Origin of the sequence: Stenotrophomonas sp. TWI169, from assembly GCF_039674705.1 — a bacterium.
Classification (GTDB): Bacteria; Pseudomonadota; Gammaproteobacteria; order Xanthomonadales; family Xanthomonadaceae; genus Stenotrophomonas; species Stenotrophomonas maltophilia_P.
This window is the reverse complement of the sequence record NZ_JBDJOB010000021.1, coordinates 48,328-66,592: the sequence shown is the minus strand read 5'-3', so window position 1 is coordinate 66,592 and position 18,265 is coordinate 48,328. Positions and strand designations below refer to the sequence as shown.

Below are 18,265 nucleotides of genomic sequence, written 5' to 3'. Positions count from 1 at the left end.
CCGTCGCGGGGGTGTCCGCGGCATGGATGCCGCGGCCAAGCCCCCAGGGATGGGTTCACGGCGTCCACCGCAACCTGACCCACCCCGCCATCCCCCAGATAACCCGCTTCTGCTCTGGCTCTGGCTCGTAGCAGGTGCAGGGCGCAGCCCTGCATAAAACCCCAACCCTCACTTCTTCAGGAAGTTGTCCACCAGCAGATGCTTCACGTCGTCGAAGCGGCCATTCAACACCGCCTTGGCCGCATACAGGGCCGTACCCGCCACCTGTTTGGCCTCGATCTGCGGCGGCATCACCAGCTCCGCCCGGCTGGTATGCACGTCCAGCAATGCCGGACCGCGCTGGGCGAGGAAGTCCTGTACGGCCTCCTCCAGGTCCTCGCTGCGGGTGACCGTGCGGCCATGGAAACCGATCACCTCGGCCAGACGGCCGAAATCCGGATTCTTCAGATCGGTGTAGTTGTCCAGCAGCCCTTCCACCTTCTGCTCCAGCTCCACGAAGTTCAACGAACCGTTGTTGAACACCACCACCTTGATCGGCAGCTTCTCCTGCACGGCGGTCAGCAGATCGCCCAGCAGCATCGCCAGGCCGCCATCGCCCGACAGCGAGATCACCTGCCGGCCCGGGAACGCCTTCTGCAGGCCCAGCGCCTGCGGCATCGCATTGGCCATCGTCCCGTGCAGGAGACTGGTAAGCGTGCGGCGACGGCCATTGACGCGGATATGCCGCAGCACCCACACCATCGGCGAGCCACCGTCGGCGGTGAACAACGCATCGTCGCTGGCGTATTTCGACAGCAGCGCGGTCAGGTGCTGCGGATGGATCAGTTCGCCCTCGCCCGGCTGCTCCTCCTGCTCACGCTTGGCCAGCGCCTTGTCGCGACGCTCGATGCACTCGTCGAGGAACGTGCTGTCCTCGCGGGGTGGCAGCATCGGCAGCAGTGCATCCAGCGTCGGTGCGATGTCACCCACCACGCCCAGGTTCACCGGATGGCGGCGACCGAGATGGCTGCCATCGCGATCGACCTGGATGATCGTCGCCTTGTCCGGATAGAACTGCCCCCAGGCAAAATCGGCGCCGAGCAGCAGCAGCGTGTCGCACTCCATCAGGGTGTGGAACCCGGATTCGATGCCGAAGATGCCGGTCATGCCCATGTTGTACGGGTTGTCCGGCTCGACGAAGTCCTTGGCACGCGAGGTGTGCGCGATCGGGGCCTGCAGGCGCCGGGCCAGTTCCAGCAACTGCGCATGGGCGCCCTGGCAACCGGCACCGGCATAGATGCCGATGCGCTTGCCCTGCCCCAGCAACTCGGCGATGCGCTGCAGCTCGCCATCCGACGGGCGCAGCACCGGCTGGGCGTAGTGCACCGAGAACGGCACATCGTGCTTCACCTCGGCCTGGCTGATGTCGGCCGGCAGGATCACCACCGCCACGCCGCGGCGGCTGATCGCCGCCTGGCAGGCCAGGGCGACCACGCGTCGTGCCTGCGCCGGGCTGTGCACCTGCTCGCAGAACACCGTGCAGCTGCCATAGACCGCCTTGAAATCCACTTCCTGGGGGAATTCCATGCCCAGTTCGCTGGTCACCACCTGGCTGGCGATCAGCACCATCGGTGCGCGGTTGCGGTTGCTTTCAAAGATGCCATTGATGAAATGCAGGCCGCCGGGACCGCAGGAGCCGGCACAGGCCGTCAGCTCGCCGCTCACCAGCGAGTCGGCGCCGGCGGCGAAGGCGGCCACCTCTTCGTGGCGCACATGCACCCATTCGATTTCGCTGCGATGCAGTGCATCGGTGACGTGGTTCAACGTGTCGCCGACGATGCCATAACAGCGGCGGACACCCGCCTGCTGCAGGGTATCGACAACGATCTCGGCAACGCGCTTGCTCATCGGATGCATCCTCGAACGGGGGAACGTCCGAGGCTAGACCCGACGAAGTGATGCCTCCGTGGGCAAGCCACGCATCGCCTCGACAGGCAAACTGCAGAGCGATATCGGGTCAATCGTTGACGTTGATCCAGCCCACCACCGCGCCGCTCTTCGGGTTGCGATACCGCACCTTCAGCCAACCCTCGTGTTCATCCAGCAGTTCCACGCGGTCGCCCTGCAGCAGGTAACGCTGGGTGCTGGGCGCACCGGGCCGGTCGAACAGGAACAGGCGCGCCGGCACCACGGTGGCCTGCTGGCTGCGCAGCGGGCCGTCGGGCGGTGCGCCCAGGCCATCAGCGATCGCGCTCTCCAGCACACGACCGGTGGGATCAAAGGTGCGCCAGACCGCCGACGGGCCCTGCTCGTCGGCCGGCACCCACCGCAGTGCGGCGTTCAGGGTATCGCCCAGCATCAAGACGCGCTCGGCGCGATACAGATAGAGTTTCGCGCCTGCAAACCGGTACTGGTCCGTGTACCACATCGGGCCGCTGCGGCAGCTGCTGGTCAACGTGCGCGTGGCGGCATCAACGGTGAGCCCCATCAGGCCGCCGCAGTTGTCACGCCCATGGGTTTCGGCCTGCAGCGCGCGGAAACCACCGCTGGTCGGATCGTAGCGATACACCGCCACCGCTTCATTGACCATGCCGACCGACGCCCGCGCAACCAGCTCCGGGCGCCCATCGAAATCAACATCCTCGGCTGACAACCGCGAATTGCCGTCGACGTCCGGGGCACCCGGCAGGCTCAGCCGCTTGCCAGAGGGCAGCAGCTGCACGGCAATGCTGCCGTCCTCCGCCACCTCAGCCTGCACGCCAATGCCAGGTGCCGCCTCGAAGCGCAGCGACGCATCGCTGTCAGCAGCGTGCGCCAGCGGTACCAGCAGGCCCGCCAGCAGGCCAATCACGGTGTCCCTGTGTCTCATCGTCGTTGCCTGCGGCGCCAGGGCGGCGCCTCCCGGTCAGAACGATACGTCAACGGCCTGCCGCGACCACAGCACCGACTGGTGCCCGGTCTGCTGCTTCCACGCCAGGCGGATGGCTTCGATGTCGGCACGACGCTGCGGGCTGTCTTCGTGCAGCACCACCAGTACCTTGGTGCGCAGGCGGTTCGGCGCAGCGTCACCCCGGAACAACCACTGGCCGTAGGCATCGAACACGGTCAGGCCATCGGGGAAGCGCGGGGTCACTTCCTTGTCCAGGAAGGTCCGCCACTGCGCCTCGCTGATGGTGTCGGCCTGCGGTCGGTTGCCGGCGCCCTGCTCCTCGCCCACCCCGAAGTACAGCTCGCTGCGCACCCAGCCCTGGCCAGCGGACGGGCGTGCGGCATCCCCCTTCAGTTCAGCGGTCGTGGCCGTAGCGTAGGCGCTGGGCGCCTGCGAGGAGAGGCTGGCGCAGCCACTGGCGGCGAGCAGAACGGCGAAGGCAAGGCCAAGGTGTTTCATCGGTACAGCTCCGGGGAAGGGGGACAGTGCGAGCCGGCAGCGTACAGCGCCACCGGCCCGGCGTGCTGATGCCAACAGGGCATCAGCTCATGCCGGACCGGCAGGGGCTTGCATCAGCACCGGTCATCACGCGAAGATAATATATCGCTTCATCCGGATGGATGTAAGTGAAACTATCTCCCCCCTTCCCCGTCGTCGTTGTTGCTGGAGCCCCCATGTCCGCCCGCCTGCCCGCGTCGCCGCTCGGCCTCGCCATTGCCCTTGCGCTCTCCCCCATCGCCCCGGCCCTGGCCCAGGACGCCACCAACCTCGACACCGTGATCGTCACCGGCACCCGTGCCGCCGACCGCACGGTGCTCGAATCCACCTCGCCGGTGGATGTGCTTACCGCCGAGGACATCCGCAAGGCCGGCGTGGTCAACGGCGAACTCGGCAGTGCGCTGCAGGCGCTGTTGCCGTCGTTCAACTTCCCGCGCCAGTCCAATTCCGGTGGCGCCGACCACGTCCGCGCCGCGCAGCTGCGCGGCCTGTCGCCGGATCAGGTACTGGTGCTGATCAACGGCAAGCGCCGCCACCACACCGCCCTGGTCAACACCGACAGCAAGATCGGCAAGGGCACCACGCCGGTCGACTTCAATGCCATCCCTGTCAGCGCGATCAAGCGCATCGAAGTGCTTCGCGACGGTGCCGGCGCGCTGTATGGCTCCGACGCCGTGGCAGGTGTCATCAATGTGATCCTCGACAATGGTGGCGATGGCGGTGAGATCGAAGCCAGCTACGGTGCCAACCACACCGATCTGAAGCCGATCGGCCGCACCCTTACCGATGGGCAGGCCGGCAACATCAGCGCCAAAGTGGGCACCTCGCTGGGTGAGGACGGTGGCTTCCTGCGCGTCGGCCTGGAGTACAAGCACCGCAACGGGACCAACCGCGCCGGCTTCGACCAGATTCCACCGTGGGACCAGACCCCGGACAACCTGGCACTGCAGGGCAAGCGCAACTACGTGCTGGGCGATGGTGAGAGCAAGGACATCAACCTGTGGCTCAACACTGAAATCCCGGTCGGCCAGACCTCCACCTTCTATGCGTTCGGCACCTTCAACCAGCGTGACACCGAAGGCGCGAACTATTTCCGCTACCCGGACGGCGAGGCCAACTGGAAGGAGGTCTATCCGAACGGTTACCGGCCGGTCTCCGAAGGCGAGAACCGCGACGTGCAGGCGGTCGCCGGTGTGCGCGGCCAATGGGGTGAGTGGAGCTACGACGGCAGCCTGGACCATGGCCAGAACGATTTCACCTATCGCCTGCGTGATTCGCTCAACGCCTCATTGGGCCCGGCCAGCCCGACACGCTTCAAGACGGCTGATTATGAGTACGCTCAGACCGTCGGCAACCTGGACCTGAGCCGTGTGTTCACCCAGAGCGACAGCATCAGCCATACGCTTGGCCTGGGCGCGGAAGCGCGCCATGAGCGCTACCAGACCCGTCCCGGCGACCCCGCCAGCTATGCGGCCGGCCCGTTTACCGACCGTCCCACCGGCTCGCAGGCCGGCGGCGGCCTCACGCCGCAGGATGCCGCCACCCTGTCGCGCGATGTGACCAGCGCCTATGCCAGCCTGTCCAGCCAGTTCGGCGATCACTTCTCCAGCGACCTGGCTGCGCGCTACGAGCACAGCGATGATTTCGGCGGCGAACTGACCGGCAAGCTCGGCCTGCGTTACCAGTTCACCCCGGCCTTCGCCCTGCGTGGCGCGATCTCCAACAACTTCCGCGCCCCGTCCCTGGCACAGATCGGCTACGAGTCGACCTCCACTGGCTACAACGCCGGCGGCCAGCTGGTGCAGGGCCGGCTGCTGTCGGTCAACAATCCGATTGCCCGCGGCCTGGGCGCGCAGGACCTCAAGCCCGAAAAGTCGATCAACACGTCGCTGGGCTTCACCAGCCGCATCGGCGAGCACTTCGACCTGTCGCTGGACTTCTTCCAGATCGACATCGATGACCGCATCGCGCTGTCCGAAAGCATCACCGGCGATGCGCTGACCGATTATGTCGCCGCCAACTACGGCGTCAGTGGCCTGCAGAGCGCCAGCTTCTTCGTCAATGCCGCCGATACACGTACCCGTGGCGCCGAACTGGTCAGCAACTGGCGGCAGGCGCTGGGCAACGGCCAACTGCTGCTGACCGGCACTTACGCCTACACCAAGACCACGCTGAAGAACGTGCTGGCCACCCCTGCACAACTGCAGGCGCTCGATCCGGACTATGTGCTGTTCGGCATCGAAGAGACCAACACGCTGACCGACGCCACCCCGCGCACGCGCGGCAGCGTCTCTGCAGCATGGAGCAATGACCGCTGGTCACTCAGCAGCCGGGTGAACCGTTATGGCAGCGTCACCCGTGTCTTCAACTTCGGTGACGGTTACATTCCGCGCCAGACCTACCAGGCCGAATGGCAGCTGGATGCAGAAGTGGAGTATCGCATCAGCGCCCGATGGAGCGTGGCCATCGGCGGACAGAATCTGACCGACAACTACCCGGATCGATCCAATGAGGACATCCATTACTTCGGCAATCTGCCCTACGACGTGCTTTCGCCGATCGGCAGCAACGGCGCCTACTACTACGGCCGCGTCCGTTACACGTTCTGACCGCGGCTGACGCGTGTCTGCGGTGGTGCGGACCACGGGTCCGCACTGCCCCGCTCCGGTACCGCTCCCTTGTGCCGGCAACCGACAGACAGCGCAGACGCACCGTCGTCGCCTGCTCTCGACCCCACGTACACGCCCACGCTGGCAGGCTGGGCGTCATGGCTGAACCGCTCCCCCTGCGTCCGCCACCTCCATTGCTGGACGATGCCTGCGCGTTGTTCCTCGATGTCGATGGCACCCTGATTGAATTCGCTGCACGACCGGACGCCGTGCAGCTGCTGCCCGATGTGCGTGAGGCCATCGGTCGTATCAGCGACCGCCTGGAAGGTGCCGTAGCACTGGTCAGTGGCCGTCCTCTGGCACAGCTTGACCAGTTGTTCGCGCCTCTGCAGCTGCCTGCGGCCGGCCTGCACGGCCATGAACTGCGTGGCCAGGACGGACGCGTGCTGCGCGACGAACATGACGATGACACCGCCGAATGGCTGCATGCCCTGCATCAGCAGGCGATGCGTTTTGCCCATGGCCATCCCGGGGTACTGGTAGAAGACAAGGGTGTGGGCCTGGCCCTGCACTGGCGCGAGGCGCCGCACGCTGGAAGCGAGGTGCGGGCGTTCGCTGACCGCCATGTGCGCGGTCGCTCCAGCTACCGCCTGCAACCCGGCGATCACGTGGTCGAGTTCGTGCCCGTCGGCACCGACAAGGGCCGCGCGATCCGGCGGATGATGCAGTACTTGCCGTTCCGGGGCCGCCTGCCCGTGTTCCTCGGCGATGACCTGACGGATGAATTCGGATTCGACGCCGCCAACGGCCAGCATGGCTGGAGCGTGCTGATCGGCGAGCGTGAACCCAGCGCCGCCGTGTTCGCGCTGCCTGACATACGCAGCGTGCACGCCTGGCTGCGCGAGAATGCCTATTGACCCGGCCACCCCCACGGCCGCAACCGAGATGTACCGCGTGATGACCCAACCCGATCTTGATCTGGGCGTGGTCGGCAACGGCAGCTTCGGCGCCCTGGTCGACAAACATGCCCGTGTCGTCTGGAGCTGCCTGCCCACCTTTGACGGCGACCCCACCTTCTGTGCGCTGCTGGGCCCGAACCAGCAGACAGGCGGCGACTTCGCCGTCGAGCTGGAGGACTTCGCCGACAGCGAGCAGGAATATCTCACCAACACCGCCATCCTGCGCACGGTGCTGCGCGACACGCATGGAGGTGCGCTGGAGATCCTCGATTTCGCGCCACGCTGGCGGCAGAACGACCGCTTCTACCGGCCGGTCAGCCTGATCCGCCAGGTGCGGCCGTTGGCCGGCAGCCCACGTATCGTCATCCGCGCACGGCCGCTGGCCGACTGGGGCGCACGTGTTCCCGAATCCACGTGGGGCAGCAACCACGTGCGCTGGATCCTGCCCGACCACGTGCTGCGGCTGACCACCGATGTGCCGGTCCGGATGGTCCGTGATGGCCTGCCGTTCGTCCTCAACCACCCTGTGCACCTGATCCTGGGCGTGGATGAATCGCTCAACCGCTCGATCAGCGGCTATGTGCAGGAAGCGTTCCAGCGCACGCGTGACTACTGGCGCGAATGGGTGCGCTATCTGTCGATTCCGCTGGAATGGCAGGACGCGGTGATCCGCAGCGCGATCACTCTCAAGCTGTGCCAGTACGAGGACAGTGGGGCGATCATCGCGGCGATGACCACCTCGATTCCCGAAGCTCCCGGCAGCGTGCGCAACTGGGACTACCGCTACTGCTGGCTGCGCGATGCTGCGTTCGTGGTGCGTTCGCTGAACCGGCTTGGCGCCACCCGTACGATGGAGCAGTTCCTCGGCTACATCTTCAACCTCGCCACCACCGACGGCACGCTGCAGCCGCTGTACGGCATCGGATTCGAGGCCAAGCTGGACGAGGATGAAGTTCCCAGCCTGTCCGGCTACCGTGGGATGGGCCCGGTGCGCCGCGGCAACCTGGCCTGGGTGCAGCGCCAGCACGACGTGTATGGCAGCGTGGTGCTGGCCTCCACCCAGCTGTTCTTCGATCGTCGCCTTCAGGACCCCGGGGATGCCCATACCTTTGCCCGGCTGGAACCGCTGGGCGAACAGGCCTTTGCCCTGCACGACGTCCCCGACGCGGGCCTGTGGGAGTTCCGCGGCCGCACCGAGGTGCACACCTACACCAGCGCGATGTGCTGGGCCGCCTGCGATCGCCTGTGCAAGATCGCCGTGAGGCTCAAGCGCGATGACCGTGCACGCTACTGGCGCGAGCGCGCCGACATCATCCACGCGCGCATCATGCAGCGGTCCTGGAGCGAATCGCTGGGCCACTTCACCGACACCTTCGACGGCCATCGCCTGGACGCGTCGCTGCTGCTGCTGGCCGACATCGGCTTCATCGATGCACTCGACGCACGTTTCATCGCCACCGTCGAGGCCATCGGCCGCGACCTCAAGCATGGCAATTCGCTGTACCGCTACATCGCACCGGACGATTTCGGCGAGCCGGAAACCAGCTTCACCATCTGCACCTTCTGGTACATCGATGCGCTGGCGGCGATCGGGCGCATGGATGAGGCACGCGAGATGTTCGAGACGCTGTTGAAGCAGCGCAACCATCTTGGCCTGCTGTCGGAGGACCTGGCCTTCGACAGCGGCGAGGCGTGGGGCAACTTCCCGCAGACGTATTCGCATGTGGGTCTGATCACGGCAGCGATGCGCCTGTCGCGTTCCTGGCAGGAGGCGTCATGAGTCGTCTGGTGGTGGTCTCCAACCGCGTTGCCGTGCCCGGCGAGAGCCGCGCCGGGGGCCTTGCGGTGGGCCTGCTGGCTGCGCTCAAGGAGCGCGGCGGCATGTGGTTCGGCTGGAGTGGCAAGACCGTGCGTGATGGCAGCGGCGCGCTGCATGAACAGCAGGACGGCGACATCCGCTTCGTCACCATGGACCTGAACAAGCGCGAGGTGGACGGCTACTACAACGGCTTCGCCAACCGCACGCTGTGGCCGCTGCTGCATTTCCGCCTGGACCTGGTCGACTATGACCGCGGCACGCGCGAGACATATCACAAGGTCAATGCGATGTTCGCGGACAAGCTCGCGCCGTTGCTGCGCGAGGACGATATCGTCTGGATCCACGACTACCATCTGATCCCGCTGGGTGCCCTGCTGCGCGAGCGCGGCATCGGCTGCCGCATCGGCTTCTTCCTGCACATCCCGATGCCCTCGGCGGACCTGCTGCAGGCCATGCCCGACCACCTGCGGCTGTTCTCCGCGCTGTATGCCTATGACCTGGTGGGATTCCAGACCCAGCGCGATGCCGACCGCTTCCAGACCTACCTGCGGCTGTTCGGCGGCGGTCGCGTGCTCGACAACGGCGAACTGGAGGCCCCGGGGGGGCGCCGCTTCCGCGCTGCCGCCTTCCCGATCGGCATCGACACCGGGCTTATCGCGCGTCAGGCCAGCACCGCAGCGGCCAAGGCCGCCGTGAAGAACCTGCGGGCCAGTCTGCGGGATCGGCAGCTGGCCATCGGCGTGGACCGCCTGGACTATTCCAAGGGGCTGCCCGAACGTTTCCTCGGCTTCGAACGTTACCTGCAGCGCCACCCCGACCAGCGCGGCACCCTGACCTACCTGCAGATCGCGCCGGTCTCGCGCGGTGATGTCACCGAGTACCGGCAACTGCGCAGCCAGCTGGAACAGATCGCCGGGCACATCAACGGTGGCCATGCCGAGCCGGACTGGACGCCGCTTCGCTACGTCAACCAGAACTTCACCCATGCCACCCTCACCGGCTTCTACCGCGCGGCGGCCGTCGGTCTGGTCACCCCGCTGCGCGATGGCATGAACCTGGTCGCCAAGGAGTACGTCGCCTCGCAGGACCCGGAGGATCCGGGCGTGCTGGTGCTGTCCCTTCTGGCCGGCGCCGCCGATGAACTGAAGCAGGCGCTGCTGGTCAACCCGCACGATCTGGACGGCGTGGCCGATGCCATCGCCACGGCCGCCACCATGTCGCTGCGCAAGCGCCAGGAGCGCTGGCACGCCATGATGGAGCACCTGCGCACCTACGACATCAACCATTGGCGGCGCAGCTACCTGGACGCCCTCGAAGGCTGAATCAGGCGCATTCTGTACGCCGAAACTTGACGCTTTTGGCTCGAAAGTAATTGCGCATGCAACCATCCCGCCGCTGTGGCGTGATCTCCACAGCCGCTGTCGCAAGTGGCACTCAGGCAGGCGAACGTCCTGCTGCCCCAAGGCTTCCAGCCAGCTGCGTGGCGTCCTCGCGACGCCATCGCGGAAAACGAAAGAAAATGAACCGGCGATATTTCATTTCGCATTGACGCGACCTCCCCACAGTGGCGCCCCCAGAGCTCCTGCAATCGACAGAAGCCGCACCGTGCACGACTGCGTGCACATCACTCCGGGGATCCACTGCATGCACGCGTACGACCGTTTCATCGAAGAAGCCAGCCACCGCCTGGGACTGGGCCATCGCACCCGTTGGGTGGTTGATGTGATTGCCGGCTGGATAGCCTCCCACCCGCGGGGACTGGACGGACTGGAGCAGACCTTCGAGCAGGCGGGCCTGGGGGTTCACTTCCGATCCTGGCGGCGTCCCGGGCAGCCGCCGCTGCCGGTGCTGGCCAGCGACCTGCAGCGTGCGCTGGGTGATCCGGTCATGGACCGGCTGGCCCGGCGCAGCAGACTGTCATCGGGGGCGTTCCGGGTCGTGGCCTGCGATCTGCTGCCGGGGCTGATCGCATTGACGTCCCAGCCCATCGAGCCGGCCCCTTCGGAGCCGCGCCAGCTGCGCAATCGCCCGCAGCGGCAGCGACCGCAGATGGCCGACACCCTGCTCACCCCGCGGGTGCAGGGCATGGCCCTGCGCAGCCTGCTGTGGATGATGGCCGCCGTGGTCGTGCTCGGCGCTACCGCATGGCTGCAGCTGAAGGCACGCACGCCGCTGTGGACGCCACAGGCGATCGTCCGCGAGCACGACGCGCGGCTGTTCCTGCACCAGCGCGGCGCGCAGGTCTCGGTCCATGGCAGCCTGCCCAGCGACGCCCTGCGCCGCCGCCTGTGGAGCGCGTTGATTGCGGTGCATGGCGCAGGGCACGTCAGTGGCCGTATCGAGATCGATCCGCAGGCCCGGTCGCCGCGCTGGTTCGAGCGCCTGATCCGCACCCTGCCCTGCCTGCAGGGCGACGGACTGCGCCTGGAGTTCGCCGGCAACCAGCTGGATATCGACTCCACCGCCCTGAGCGAAGAGCGGCGCCTGGCGATCTCGCGGCAGCTCCGCCAGGATTTCCCCGCCCTGCGGATGAGTGGGCTGTGGGGTCCGGGCCGGGCGGCATTGTCGCGGCTGCCGGCCGATGCCGGCGCCGCGCAGCGGATCGCTGCGCTGAACCTGACCCGGCTGGAGTTCCATCCCGGCTCCAGCGAACTGCGCGGCAGCTCCAGCGAAACGCTGCAGGTGGTGGCCGACGCATTGCGCAGCACTGCGCCAGGCACACGGGTGGAAGTGGCCGCTCACACCGACAGCCAGGGCGCGTCCGAGGCCAACCGGCAGCTCAGCCAGCAGCGTGCGGACGTGGTGGTGACGGCGTTGCAGGCGCATGGCGTGCCGGCACCGACGCTGGTCGCGGTGGGGTACGGCGAGGAGCATCCGGTAGCCGACAACCGCAGCGAGGACGGCCGCGCGCGCAACCAGCGCATCGCCTATCGGCTGCTTGCGGCTCCGCACTGACACCGCGCGCGGACCGACCGGCACATCAGTCCAGGAAACGGCCGGCCTGCTGCGTCGTCGCCAGCGTGCAGCGGTCGTGACGACCGAACCAGCGGTATCGGTTGCGGGCCAGCCTGCGATAGGCGGCATCCCGCCAGCTGCGCGGCAACAGGCGCAGCACGCCCGCCAGCCGCCATGCGCCTCCCAGCCCGGTCAGCACGCGCAGGATCGCGTCCGTGTCAGTCCAGGCGCCCTGCTCGTCCAGCAGCAGAAAGGAGCGCGGGTCCTGCGGATCCAGCCCATGGCTGCGCAGCAGCAGGCTGCCATGCGTACCCTGCATCGCTGCGAAGCGATAGCGCCCGTGGCGGTCCACACGCAGCAGGAAACGCACCCAGCGGCTGCACAGCGCACAGACGCCATCGAACACGATCACTGCGTCACTGCGGGTCGAGCCAGCCTTCATAACGGATCAGGGGTCCAATCCAGGGCAATGTCACATCAACCAGGAAAGTGTAGCGCTCTGCGGCCCAGGCCTCGCGGCAGCGCACGCCGTCGAACCAGCGCGTCGGCAGCGGCAGCAGGCCGAACACGCGGACGCTGCGCACCGACCAGTCGATGCCGCCTTCACGCGCCCGCAGCTCGAATCCGAAGTGCACCGCACCGAGCTGCTCATGCAGACCGCCTTCCTGTGCCCACAGCCGCGACACCATCGGCCAGCGCCCGAAACGTCGCGCCCACTGCTCGCCTTGCCCGCAGACGCTGAACACCACCTCGACCGGCAAGGCGTGCGCCTCCTTCGGCAGCCGCGCCAACGCGGCCAGCATGGGCACCAGCCAATGGCGGCCCCGTGCGATCCGCGCCTGCCCGGTACGGCGGCACGGCAGCGGCGCCGCATGCAACGCCTGCACCGGTGCTGCCAGGGTGGCGAAGGCCGGCCCCAGCACCTGCGCGAACAGCGGCACGGTCAGGGAGCGATCCAGGCCAGCGTTGCCATGCGGCCGGTGCGGCGGTCGCGACGGTGCGAATACAGGTCCGGATCGGCAATGGTGGAGATCGTGCCGCCAGACACCTGGGCCGGGTCCACGCCCACGGACTGCAGGCGCTGGCGGGCCAGTGCGAACAGATCGACCTTCCAGTGCCCCGCGCGGGTGGCCACGAAGGCGGCGGCCGCCGCCGGTTCGTGGCCGACGAAGGCCTGATACACCTCTTCGCCGATCTCATAGTCGGCAGGCCCTGCCGCCGGGCCCAGCCAGACCCGCAGCTGCGACGGCGCGGTGCGCATCGCGGCTACCGTGTGTTCCAGCATGCCATCGGCCAGGCCTCGCCAGCCCGCATGGGCCGCGCCCACTTCGCTGCCGTCGGCGGCGGCAAACACCACCGGAAGGCAGTCCGCGGTCAGGATGGCCAGCACCACCCCCGGCACCGACGTCACCGCGGCATCGGCCACCGGCTCGCTGGCCCCGGCCACTGGCGGGCCATCAAAGCGCAGCACGGTGGTGCCATGCACCTGGCGCAGCCAGTGCGGCGCGGAGGGCAGCGCCAGTCCCTGCTGCAGCAGTTGCCGGTTGTGTTCGACGTTGGCCGGCGCATCTCCATCGGCTGCGTGCCGGTTGCCCAGGTTGAACTGGGCAAAGGGTGCCGGCGAAATGCCCGCGCCGTGCCGGCGTGTGGTCAGCGCCCGCACGCCCGGCGGCGCCGGCCAGTCAGCCTGCAGCAGCGGCAGCGCGGTCGCCATCACCAGCGATCCCGCTCGCGCTCGGTAAAGGCCTCGCTGTCTTCGCGCAGCACCTTCATCAGGTGCAGCATGTCGTCCGGTACCGGCGCCGAATTGCGCACCGGCTCGCCGGTGATGGGATGCACGAACTCCAGCGTCTCGGCGTGCAGGGCCTGGCGCTTGAAGCCACGCAGCGCGGCCACCAGTTCGTCGCTGGCGCCCTTGGGCAGCTTCAGCGCACCGCCATACAGCGGGTCGCCGATGATGGGGTGGCGCAGGTGCGCCATATGCACGCGGATCTGGTGGGTGCGGCCGGTTTCCAGCCGGCATTCCAGCGCGGTGTGCGCCCGGAAGCGCTCGCGCAGGCGGTAATGGGTGATCGCGTCCTTGCCGTCTTCGCGCACCGCCATCTTCAGGCGGTCGCGCGGATGACGGTCGATCGGCGCATCGGCGGTGCCGCCGGCCACCAGAGCGCCCATCACGATGGCCAGATACTGGCGGTGCACATCACGCGCGGCCAGCTGTTCGACCAGGGCCGTCTGCGCCTCCAGGGTGCGGGCGACCACCATCACGCCGCTGGTGTCCTTGTCGAGGCGATGCACGATGCCGGCGCGCGGCAGAACCGCCACCGACGGGTCGCGGTACAGCAGCGCATTGACCAGGGTGCCGCTGTGGTTGCCGGCACCCGGGTGGACCACCAGGCCGACCGGCTTGTTGATCACCAGCAGGTGCTCGTCCTCGAACAGCACGTCCAGCGGGATGTCCTCCGGCTGGGCATCGGTCTGGGTCTCCAGCACCACGTTCAGGGTCACCACCTCGCCACCGCGCAGCGGATCGCGCGGCCGCGCCTGGGCGCCATCGAGCAGGACGTCGCCGGCCTTGATCCATTCGGTCAGGCGTGAACGGGAGTACTCGGGGAACAGTTCGGCCACGACGGCGTCGAAACGCCGGCCGGCGGCGGTGTCGGGGACGATGGCCTGGCGGGCCGATTCGGAGGGTTGTTCAGACATGGCAGGGGGGCATCTTTGAAATTTTGGGGTCCCGGCGGTCGGTTTCAGTCGCAGGACAGGACACTAGGCTATCATCGACCCTTCGTATTCCAGACGCGTCCCGCCTTGACCCCATGATCCGACGCTCCGCCATGCTCTCCGCGCCCGTCCGCCTCACCGCCCTGCTGCTGGTGCTGGTCATCGCCGCCACCGGCTGCCATCGCGGCGCCAAGAAGGGTGATCGCCCCGACGAGGGGACGCCGGTCGAACAGCTGTACGAGAAGAGCCACACGCTGATGAAGGGGGGCAACTGGAGCGGCGCCGAAGCCAGCTTCCGTCGCCTGGTGGCCCAGTATCCCTATGGCCCGTACACCGAACAGGCGATGATCGAAACCGCCTACGCGCAGTACAAGGCCGGCAAGCACGACGATGCGGTGTCGAGCATCGACCGCTTCATCCGGACCTATCCGACCCATCGCAACATCGCCTACCTGTATTACCTGCGCGGCCTGGCCAACTCCAACCGCAATACGGTTTTCCTGCGTCGCGTATGGTCCCTGGACCCCAGCCGCCGCGATCTGTCCACGCCGCACCAGGCGTATTCGGACTTCAACATCGTCGTTGACCGCTACCCGAACAGCCGCTACGCCGCCGACGCCCGCCAGCGGATGATCGAGCTGCGTGACGTATTCGCCCAGCACGAGCTGGACAACGCGCTGTACTACATGCGCCGTGGCGCCTGGGTGTCGGCCGCTGGCCGCGCCAACTACCTGCTGGAAACCTATCCGCAGAGCGCCTTCCAGTACGACGCCGTGGCAGTCCTGGCCGACTCCTACACCCACCTGGGCAACAAGACCCTGGCCGACGATGCCCGGCGCGTGCTGGAGCTGAACCAGCCCGATCACCCGTGGCTGGCAGGCAACTGGCCGAAGTACCCCTGGATGATCCGCAAGCTCAACCCGTTCGCAGGCGAGAAGTCCGCCAGTACCGGCCAGCGCAACGCGCGGCTGGAAAAGAAGTAAGAAAAGGGCCCCGCAAGGGGCCCTTCCTTTTTGTGGGGCCCGCCATGGCCGGGCCCTGCGGAGGCGCGGGCCTCAGCCCTTGTAGCCGTTGCTGATCGGATAGCGGCGTTCGCGGCCGAAGGCGCGACGGGAGACCTTCGGCCCCGGTGCGGCCTGGTGCCGCTTCCACTCGCTGATGCGCACCAGCCGCAGCACGCGGTCGACCACGGCCGCATCGTAACCGGCTGCAACGATCTCGGCGCGCGACTGCTCCTGGTCGACGTAGCGGTACAGGATGCCGTCCAGCACGTCGTAGGCCGGCAGCGAATCCTGGTCCAGCTGGTTCTCGCGCAGTTCGGCCGACGGCGGGCGGCTGATCACGGCCGGCGGAATCACCGGCGCGCCCCCCACGGTATTGCGCCACTTCGACAGACCGAATACTTCGGTCTTGTACAGATCCTTCAACGGCGCGTAGCCGCCACACATGTCACCGTAGATGGTGGCGTAGCCGACCGCATACTCGCTCTTGTTGCCGGTGGTCAGCAGCAGGCCACCGAACTTGTTGGCCAGCGCCATCAGGATCACGCCGCGGCTGCGCGACTGCAGGTTCTCCTCGGTCACATCCGGGGTTGTGCCCTCGAACAGCGGCGCCAGCGATTCCATCAGGCCCTTGAACGCCGGCTCGATCGACACCGCTTCCAGCTTCACTCCCAACGCTTGGCACTGCTCTGCAGCCAGATCGTTGGACAGGCCTGCGGTATAGCGTGACGGCAGGCGCACGGCAGTCACGTTCTCGGCCCCCATCGCATCCACCGCCAGGGCCAGCACCAGGGCCGAATCGATGCCGCCGGACAGGCCCAGCCACACCTTCGTGAAACCATTCTTGCGGCAGTAATCCTGGATGCCACGGGTCACCGCGCGCCAGGCCAGGGCGTCCATGCTCTCGTCGCCATCGTCCATCCAGACGTGAGGCATGAAGCGACGGCTGGCACCGTCGTACTCCACCACCAGCCACTGGTCGACGAACGCAGCGGCGGCCGGGTGCACCGTACCGTCGCCATCGGCCACCACCGAAGCGCCGTCGAACACCAGTGCGTCCTGGCCACCGACAACATTGAGATACGCGATCGCCGCACCGCTCTCGCGGGTGCGCGCGGCCAGCACGGCATCGCGCTGGGCGTGCTTGCCGCGCTCGTAGGGCGAGGCATTGGGCACCACCACCAGCTGCGCGCCAGCACGCACGGTATCGGCCAGCGGCTCAGCGAACCACAGGTCCTCGCAGATCAGCAGGCCCACCGGAATGCCGTCGACGTCGAACACGCAGCTGCCGCCATCAGGATCGACGTCGAAGTAGCGGCGCTCGTCGAACACCGCGTAGTTGGGCAGCTCGCGCTTGCGATAGGTCTGTTCGACCCGGCCATCGCGCAGCACGCTGGCGGCGTTGTACACCACCGCGCCCGCCGCCTGCGGCCAGCCGACCACGGCGGTGATACCGCGGCAGGCAGCCGCAATGCGCGCGATCGCCTGCTCGCATTCGTACAGGAACCCCGGACGCAGCAGCAGGTCTTCCGGCGGATAGCCGCTGACCGCCAGCTCGGGGAACATCACCAGCCCGGCGCCATGCTCATCGCGCGCCTGGCCGATCATCTCGATGATGCGCTCGGTATTGCCGGCGACATCGCCGACCGGAAAATCGAACTGCGCCATCGCGATGCGGATCGAAGCCATGGAAGGTCCAGCCTGTGGTTGCAATGGCCCATTGTAACGCCGCACCGTGTGCCTGCCGGGCGGACCCTGCGGGTAGCGCCGGGCCATGCCCGGCGGATGACTGCGCGACGCCCAGACGCAGAAAAGCCGCCCGGAGGCGGCTTTTCCAAAGCAAGCCGAGCATGGGCTCGGCTCTACAGATCGTGCCGGCCGGAAGCCGGCAACAACCTTACTTCACCAGCTTGGCGATGGCAGCGCCCAGGTCGCCCGGCGAACGCACGGTGACGACGCCAGCCGCTTCCATGGCGGCGAACTTGCCTTCCGCCGTGCCCTTGCCGCCGGAGGCGATCGCACCGGCATGGCCCATGCGCTTGCCGGCCGGCGCCGAAGCACCGGCGATGAAACCGACGACCGGCTTCTTCACGTGGTTCTTGATGTATTCCGCACCGGCTTCCTCGGCGTCGCCACCGATCTCGCCGACCATGATGATGCCTTCGGTCTGCGGGTCTTCGTTGAACAGCTTCAGGCAGTCAACGAAGTTCAGGCCGTTGATCGGGTCGCCGCCGATGCCGATGCAGGTGGACTGACCCAGGCCGACTTCGGTGGTCTGCTTGACCGCTTCATAGGTCAGCGTGCCCGAACGCGACACGATGCCGATCTTGCCGGGCTTGTGGATGTGGCCCGGCATGATGCCGATCTTGCACTCACCCGGGGTGATGACACCCGGGCAGTTCGGGCCGATCAGCACGGTGTCCGGGTAGGAACGGGTCAGCACGTTCTTGACGCGCAGCATGTCCAGCACCGGGATGCCTTCGGTGATGCAGACGATGACCTTGATGCCGGCAGCTGCGGCTTCCAGGATCGCGTCAGCCGCGAACGGCGGCGGCACGTAGATGACCGAAGCATTGGCGCCAGTGCTCTGCACGGCGTCGGCAACGGTGTTGAAGACCGGCAGGTCGATGTGGGTGGTGCCACCCTTGCCCGGGGTCACGCCGCCAACAACCTGGGTGCCGTACTCGATCATCTGAGTCGCGTGGAAGGTGCCCTGCTGGCCGGTGAAGCCCTGCACGATCACCTTGGTGTTCTTGTTAATCAAAACAGACATGGGAATTTCCTTCGGTGTCGTG

General features: G+C 67.2%; 15 protein-coding genes. 6 read left to right on the top strand and 9 right to left on the bottom strand.

Translation table 11 applies throughout. The features are described from left to right. Positions 1–168 precede the first annotated feature (168 nt). The 3 genes from ABE543_RS15335 to ABE543_RS15325 form a co-directional block, all read right to left on the bottom strand. Complete coding sequence (locus tag ABE543_RS15335) at positions 169–1,887, bottom strand: thiamine pyrophosphate-dependent enzyme (protein WP_111186744.1); 1,719 nt, start codon at positions 1,885–1,887, stop codon at positions 169–171. Between the two features lie 109 nt (positions 1,888–1,996). Further along, on the bottom strand, positions 1,997–2,848 hold the full coding sequence (locus ABE543_RS15330) for an SH3 domain-containing protein (RefSeq protein ID WP_111186745.1): 852 nt from the start codon (positions 2,846–2,848) through the stop codon (positions 1,997–1,999). A gap of 36 nt (positions 2,849–2,884) precedes the next feature. Beyond that, positions 2,885–3,367: a DUF3574 domain-containing protein gene (locus ABE543_RS15325; RefSeq protein WP_053517005.1), complete on the bottom strand. Its 483-nt coding sequence runs from the start codon at positions 3,365–3,367 to the stop codon at positions 2,885–2,887. A 215-nt stretch (positions 3,368–3,582) separates the two neighbouring features. On the opposite strand from ABE543_RS15325, the gene ABE543_RS15320 reads away from it, so the two are divergent. The 5 genes from ABE543_RS15320 to ABE543_RS15300 all read left to right on the top strand — a co-directional run bounded on the left by ABE543_RS15320 (position 3,583) and on the right by ABE543_RS15300 (position 11,748). Further along, positions 3,583–6,015: a TonB-dependent receptor gene (locus tag ABE543_RS15320; protein ID WP_262219126.1), complete on the top strand. Its 2,433-nt coding sequence runs from the start codon at positions 3,583–3,585 to the stop codon at positions 6,013–6,015. Between the two features lie 158 nt (positions 6,016–6,173). Beyond that, positions 6,174–6,932, top strand: a complete 759-nt coding sequence (gene otsB, locus ABE543_RS15315; RefSeq protein WP_053517008.1) for a trehalose-phosphatase — start codon at positions 6,174–6,176, stop codon at positions 6,930–6,932. 40 nt (positions 6,933–6,972) lie between these two features. Then, positions 6,973–8,754, top strand: a complete 1,782-nt coding sequence (locus ABE543_RS15310) for a glycoside hydrolase family 15 protein (RefSeq protein ID WP_053517094.1) — start codon at positions 6,973–6,975, stop codon at positions 8,752–8,754. Continuing rightward, positions 8,751–10,115 carry an alpha,alpha-trehalose-phosphate synthase (UDP-forming) gene (otsA, locus tag ABE543_RS15305; protein WP_346475860.1) on the top strand — a complete coding sequence of 455 codons (1,365 nt, stop codon included), beginning with the start codon at positions 8,751–8,753 and terminating at the stop codon, positions 10,113–10,115. The genes ABE543_RS15310 and otsA overlap by 4 nt, the downstream gene beginning before the upstream one ends. 322 nt (positions 10,116–10,437) lie before the next feature. After that, complete coding sequence (locus ABE543_RS15300) at positions 10,438–11,748, top strand: OmpA family protein (RefSeq protein ID WP_346475859.1); 1,311 nt, start codon at positions 10,438–10,440, stop codon at positions 11,746–11,748. Positions 11,749–11,773: 25 nt separating this feature from the next. Here ABE543_RS15300 and ABE543_RS15295 read toward each other — a convergent pair whose 3' ends face one another. Genes ABE543_RS15295 through rluD form a run of 4 tightly spaced genes read right to left on the bottom strand, consistent with a single transcriptional unit; the run spans position 11,774 to position 14,451 of the window. Next, positions 11,774–12,190, bottom strand: a complete 417-nt coding sequence (locus ABE543_RS15295) for a thiol-disulfide oxidoreductase DCC family protein (RefSeq protein ID WP_277381033.1) — start codon at positions 12,188–12,190, stop codon at positions 11,774–11,776. Continuing rightward, the gene (locus ABE543_RS15290; RefSeq protein ID WP_065175784.1) at positions 12,165–12,689 is read right to left on the bottom strand and encodes a DUF4166 domain-containing protein; all 525 of its coding nucleotides are present in this window, start codon (positions 12,687–12,689) and stop codon (positions 12,165–12,167) included. Before ABE543_RS15290 ends, ABE543_RS15295 begins: the two co-directional genes overlap by 26 nt. A gap of 2 nt (positions 12,690–12,691) precedes the next feature. After that, positions 12,692–13,462 (bottom strand): peptidoglycan editing factor PgeF, encoded by a 771-nt coding sequence (pgeF, locus tag ABE543_RS15285; protein WP_065175783.1) that lies wholly within the window; start codon positions 13,460–13,462, stop codon positions 12,692–12,694. Further along, positions 13,462–14,451 carry a 23S rRNA pseudouridine(1911/1915/1917) synthase RluD gene (gene rluD / locus ABE543_RS15280; RefSeq protein ID WP_053517019.1) on the bottom strand — a complete coding sequence of 330 codons (990 nt, stop codon included), beginning with the start codon at positions 14,449–14,451 and terminating at the stop codon, positions 13,462–13,464. Before rluD ends, pgeF begins: the two co-directional genes overlap by 1 nt. A gap of 113 nt (positions 14,452–14,564) precedes the next feature. Here rluD and ABE543_RS15275 point away from each other — a divergent pair, with 113 nt between their 5' ends. Next, positions 14,565–15,452: an outer membrane protein assembly factor BamD gene (locus tag ABE543_RS15275; protein ID WP_053517021.1), complete on the top strand. Its 888-nt coding sequence runs from the start codon at positions 14,565–14,567 to the stop codon at positions 15,450–15,452. 72 nt (positions 15,453–15,524) lie between these two features. Here ABE543_RS15275 and ABE543_RS15270 read toward each other — a convergent pair whose 3' ends face one another. Continuing rightward, positions 15,525–17,159, bottom strand: a complete 1,635-nt coding sequence (locus tag ABE543_RS15270; RefSeq protein ID WP_053517022.1) for an NAD+ synthase — start codon at positions 17,157–17,159, stop codon at positions 15,525–15,527. Between the two features lie 208 nt (positions 17,160–17,367). Continuing rightward, positions 17,368–18,243, bottom strand: coding sequence for a succinate--CoA ligase subunit alpha (gene sucD / locus ABE543_RS15265; protein ID WP_005418610.1), 876 nt, complete (start codon positions 18,241–18,243; stop codon positions 17,368–17,370). Positions 18,244–18,265: the final 22 nt, after the last annotated feature.

Coding starts and splice junctions, on each gene's coding strand:
- ABE543_RS15335 (WP_111186744.1), bottom strand. CDS start 1,887: ATGAGCAAGCGCGTTGCCGAGATCGTTGTCGATACCCTGCAGCAGGCG.
- ABE543_RS15330 (WP_111186745.1), bottom strand. CDS start 2,848: ATGAGACACAGGGACACCGTGATTGGCCTGCTGGCGGGCCTGCTGGTA.
- ABE543_RS15325 (WP_053517005.1), bottom strand. CDS start 3,367: ATGAAACACCTTGGCCTTGCCTTCGCCGTTCTGCTCGCCGCCAGTGGC.
- ABE543_RS15320 (WP_262219126.1), top strand. CDS start 3,583: ATGTCCGCCCGCCTGCCCGCGTCGCCGCTCGGCCTCGCCATTGCCCTT.
- otsB (WP_053517008.1), top strand. CDS start 6,174: ATGGCTGAACCGCTCCCCCTGCGTCCGCCACCTCCATTGCTGGACGAT.
- ABE543_RS15310 (WP_053517094.1), top strand. CDS start 6,973: ATGACCCAACCCGATCTTGATCTGGGCGTGGTCGGCAACGGCAGCTTC.
- otsA (WP_346475860.1), top strand. CDS start 8,751: ATGAGTCGTCTGGTGGTGGTCTCCAACCGCGTTGCCGTGCCCGGCGAG.
- ABE543_RS15300 (WP_346475859.1), top strand. CDS start 10,438: ATGCACGCGTACGACCGTTTCATCGAAGAAGCCAGCCACCGCCTGGGA.
- ABE543_RS15295 (WP_277381033.1), bottom strand. CDS start 12,190: ATGAAGGCTGGCTCGACCCGCAGTGACGCAGTGATCGTGTTCGATGGC.
- pgeF (WP_065175783.1), bottom strand. CDS start 13,462: ATGGCGACCGCGCTGCCGCTGCTGCAGGCTGACTGGCCGGCGCCGCCG.
- rluD (WP_053517019.1), bottom strand. CDS start 14,451: ATGTCTGAACAACCCTCCGAATCGGCCCGCCAGGCCATCGTCCCCGAC.
- ABE543_RS15275 (WP_053517021.1), top strand. CDS start 14,565: ATGATCCGACGCTCCGCCATGCTCTCCGCGCCCGTCCGCCTCACCGCC.
- ABE543_RS15270 (WP_053517022.1), bottom strand. CDS start 17,159: ATGGCTTCGATCCGCATCGCGATGGCGCAGTTCGATTTTCCGGTCGGC.
- sucD (WP_005418610.1), bottom strand. CDS start 18,243: ATGTCTGTTTTGATTAACAAGAACACCAAGGTGATCGTGCAGGGCTTC.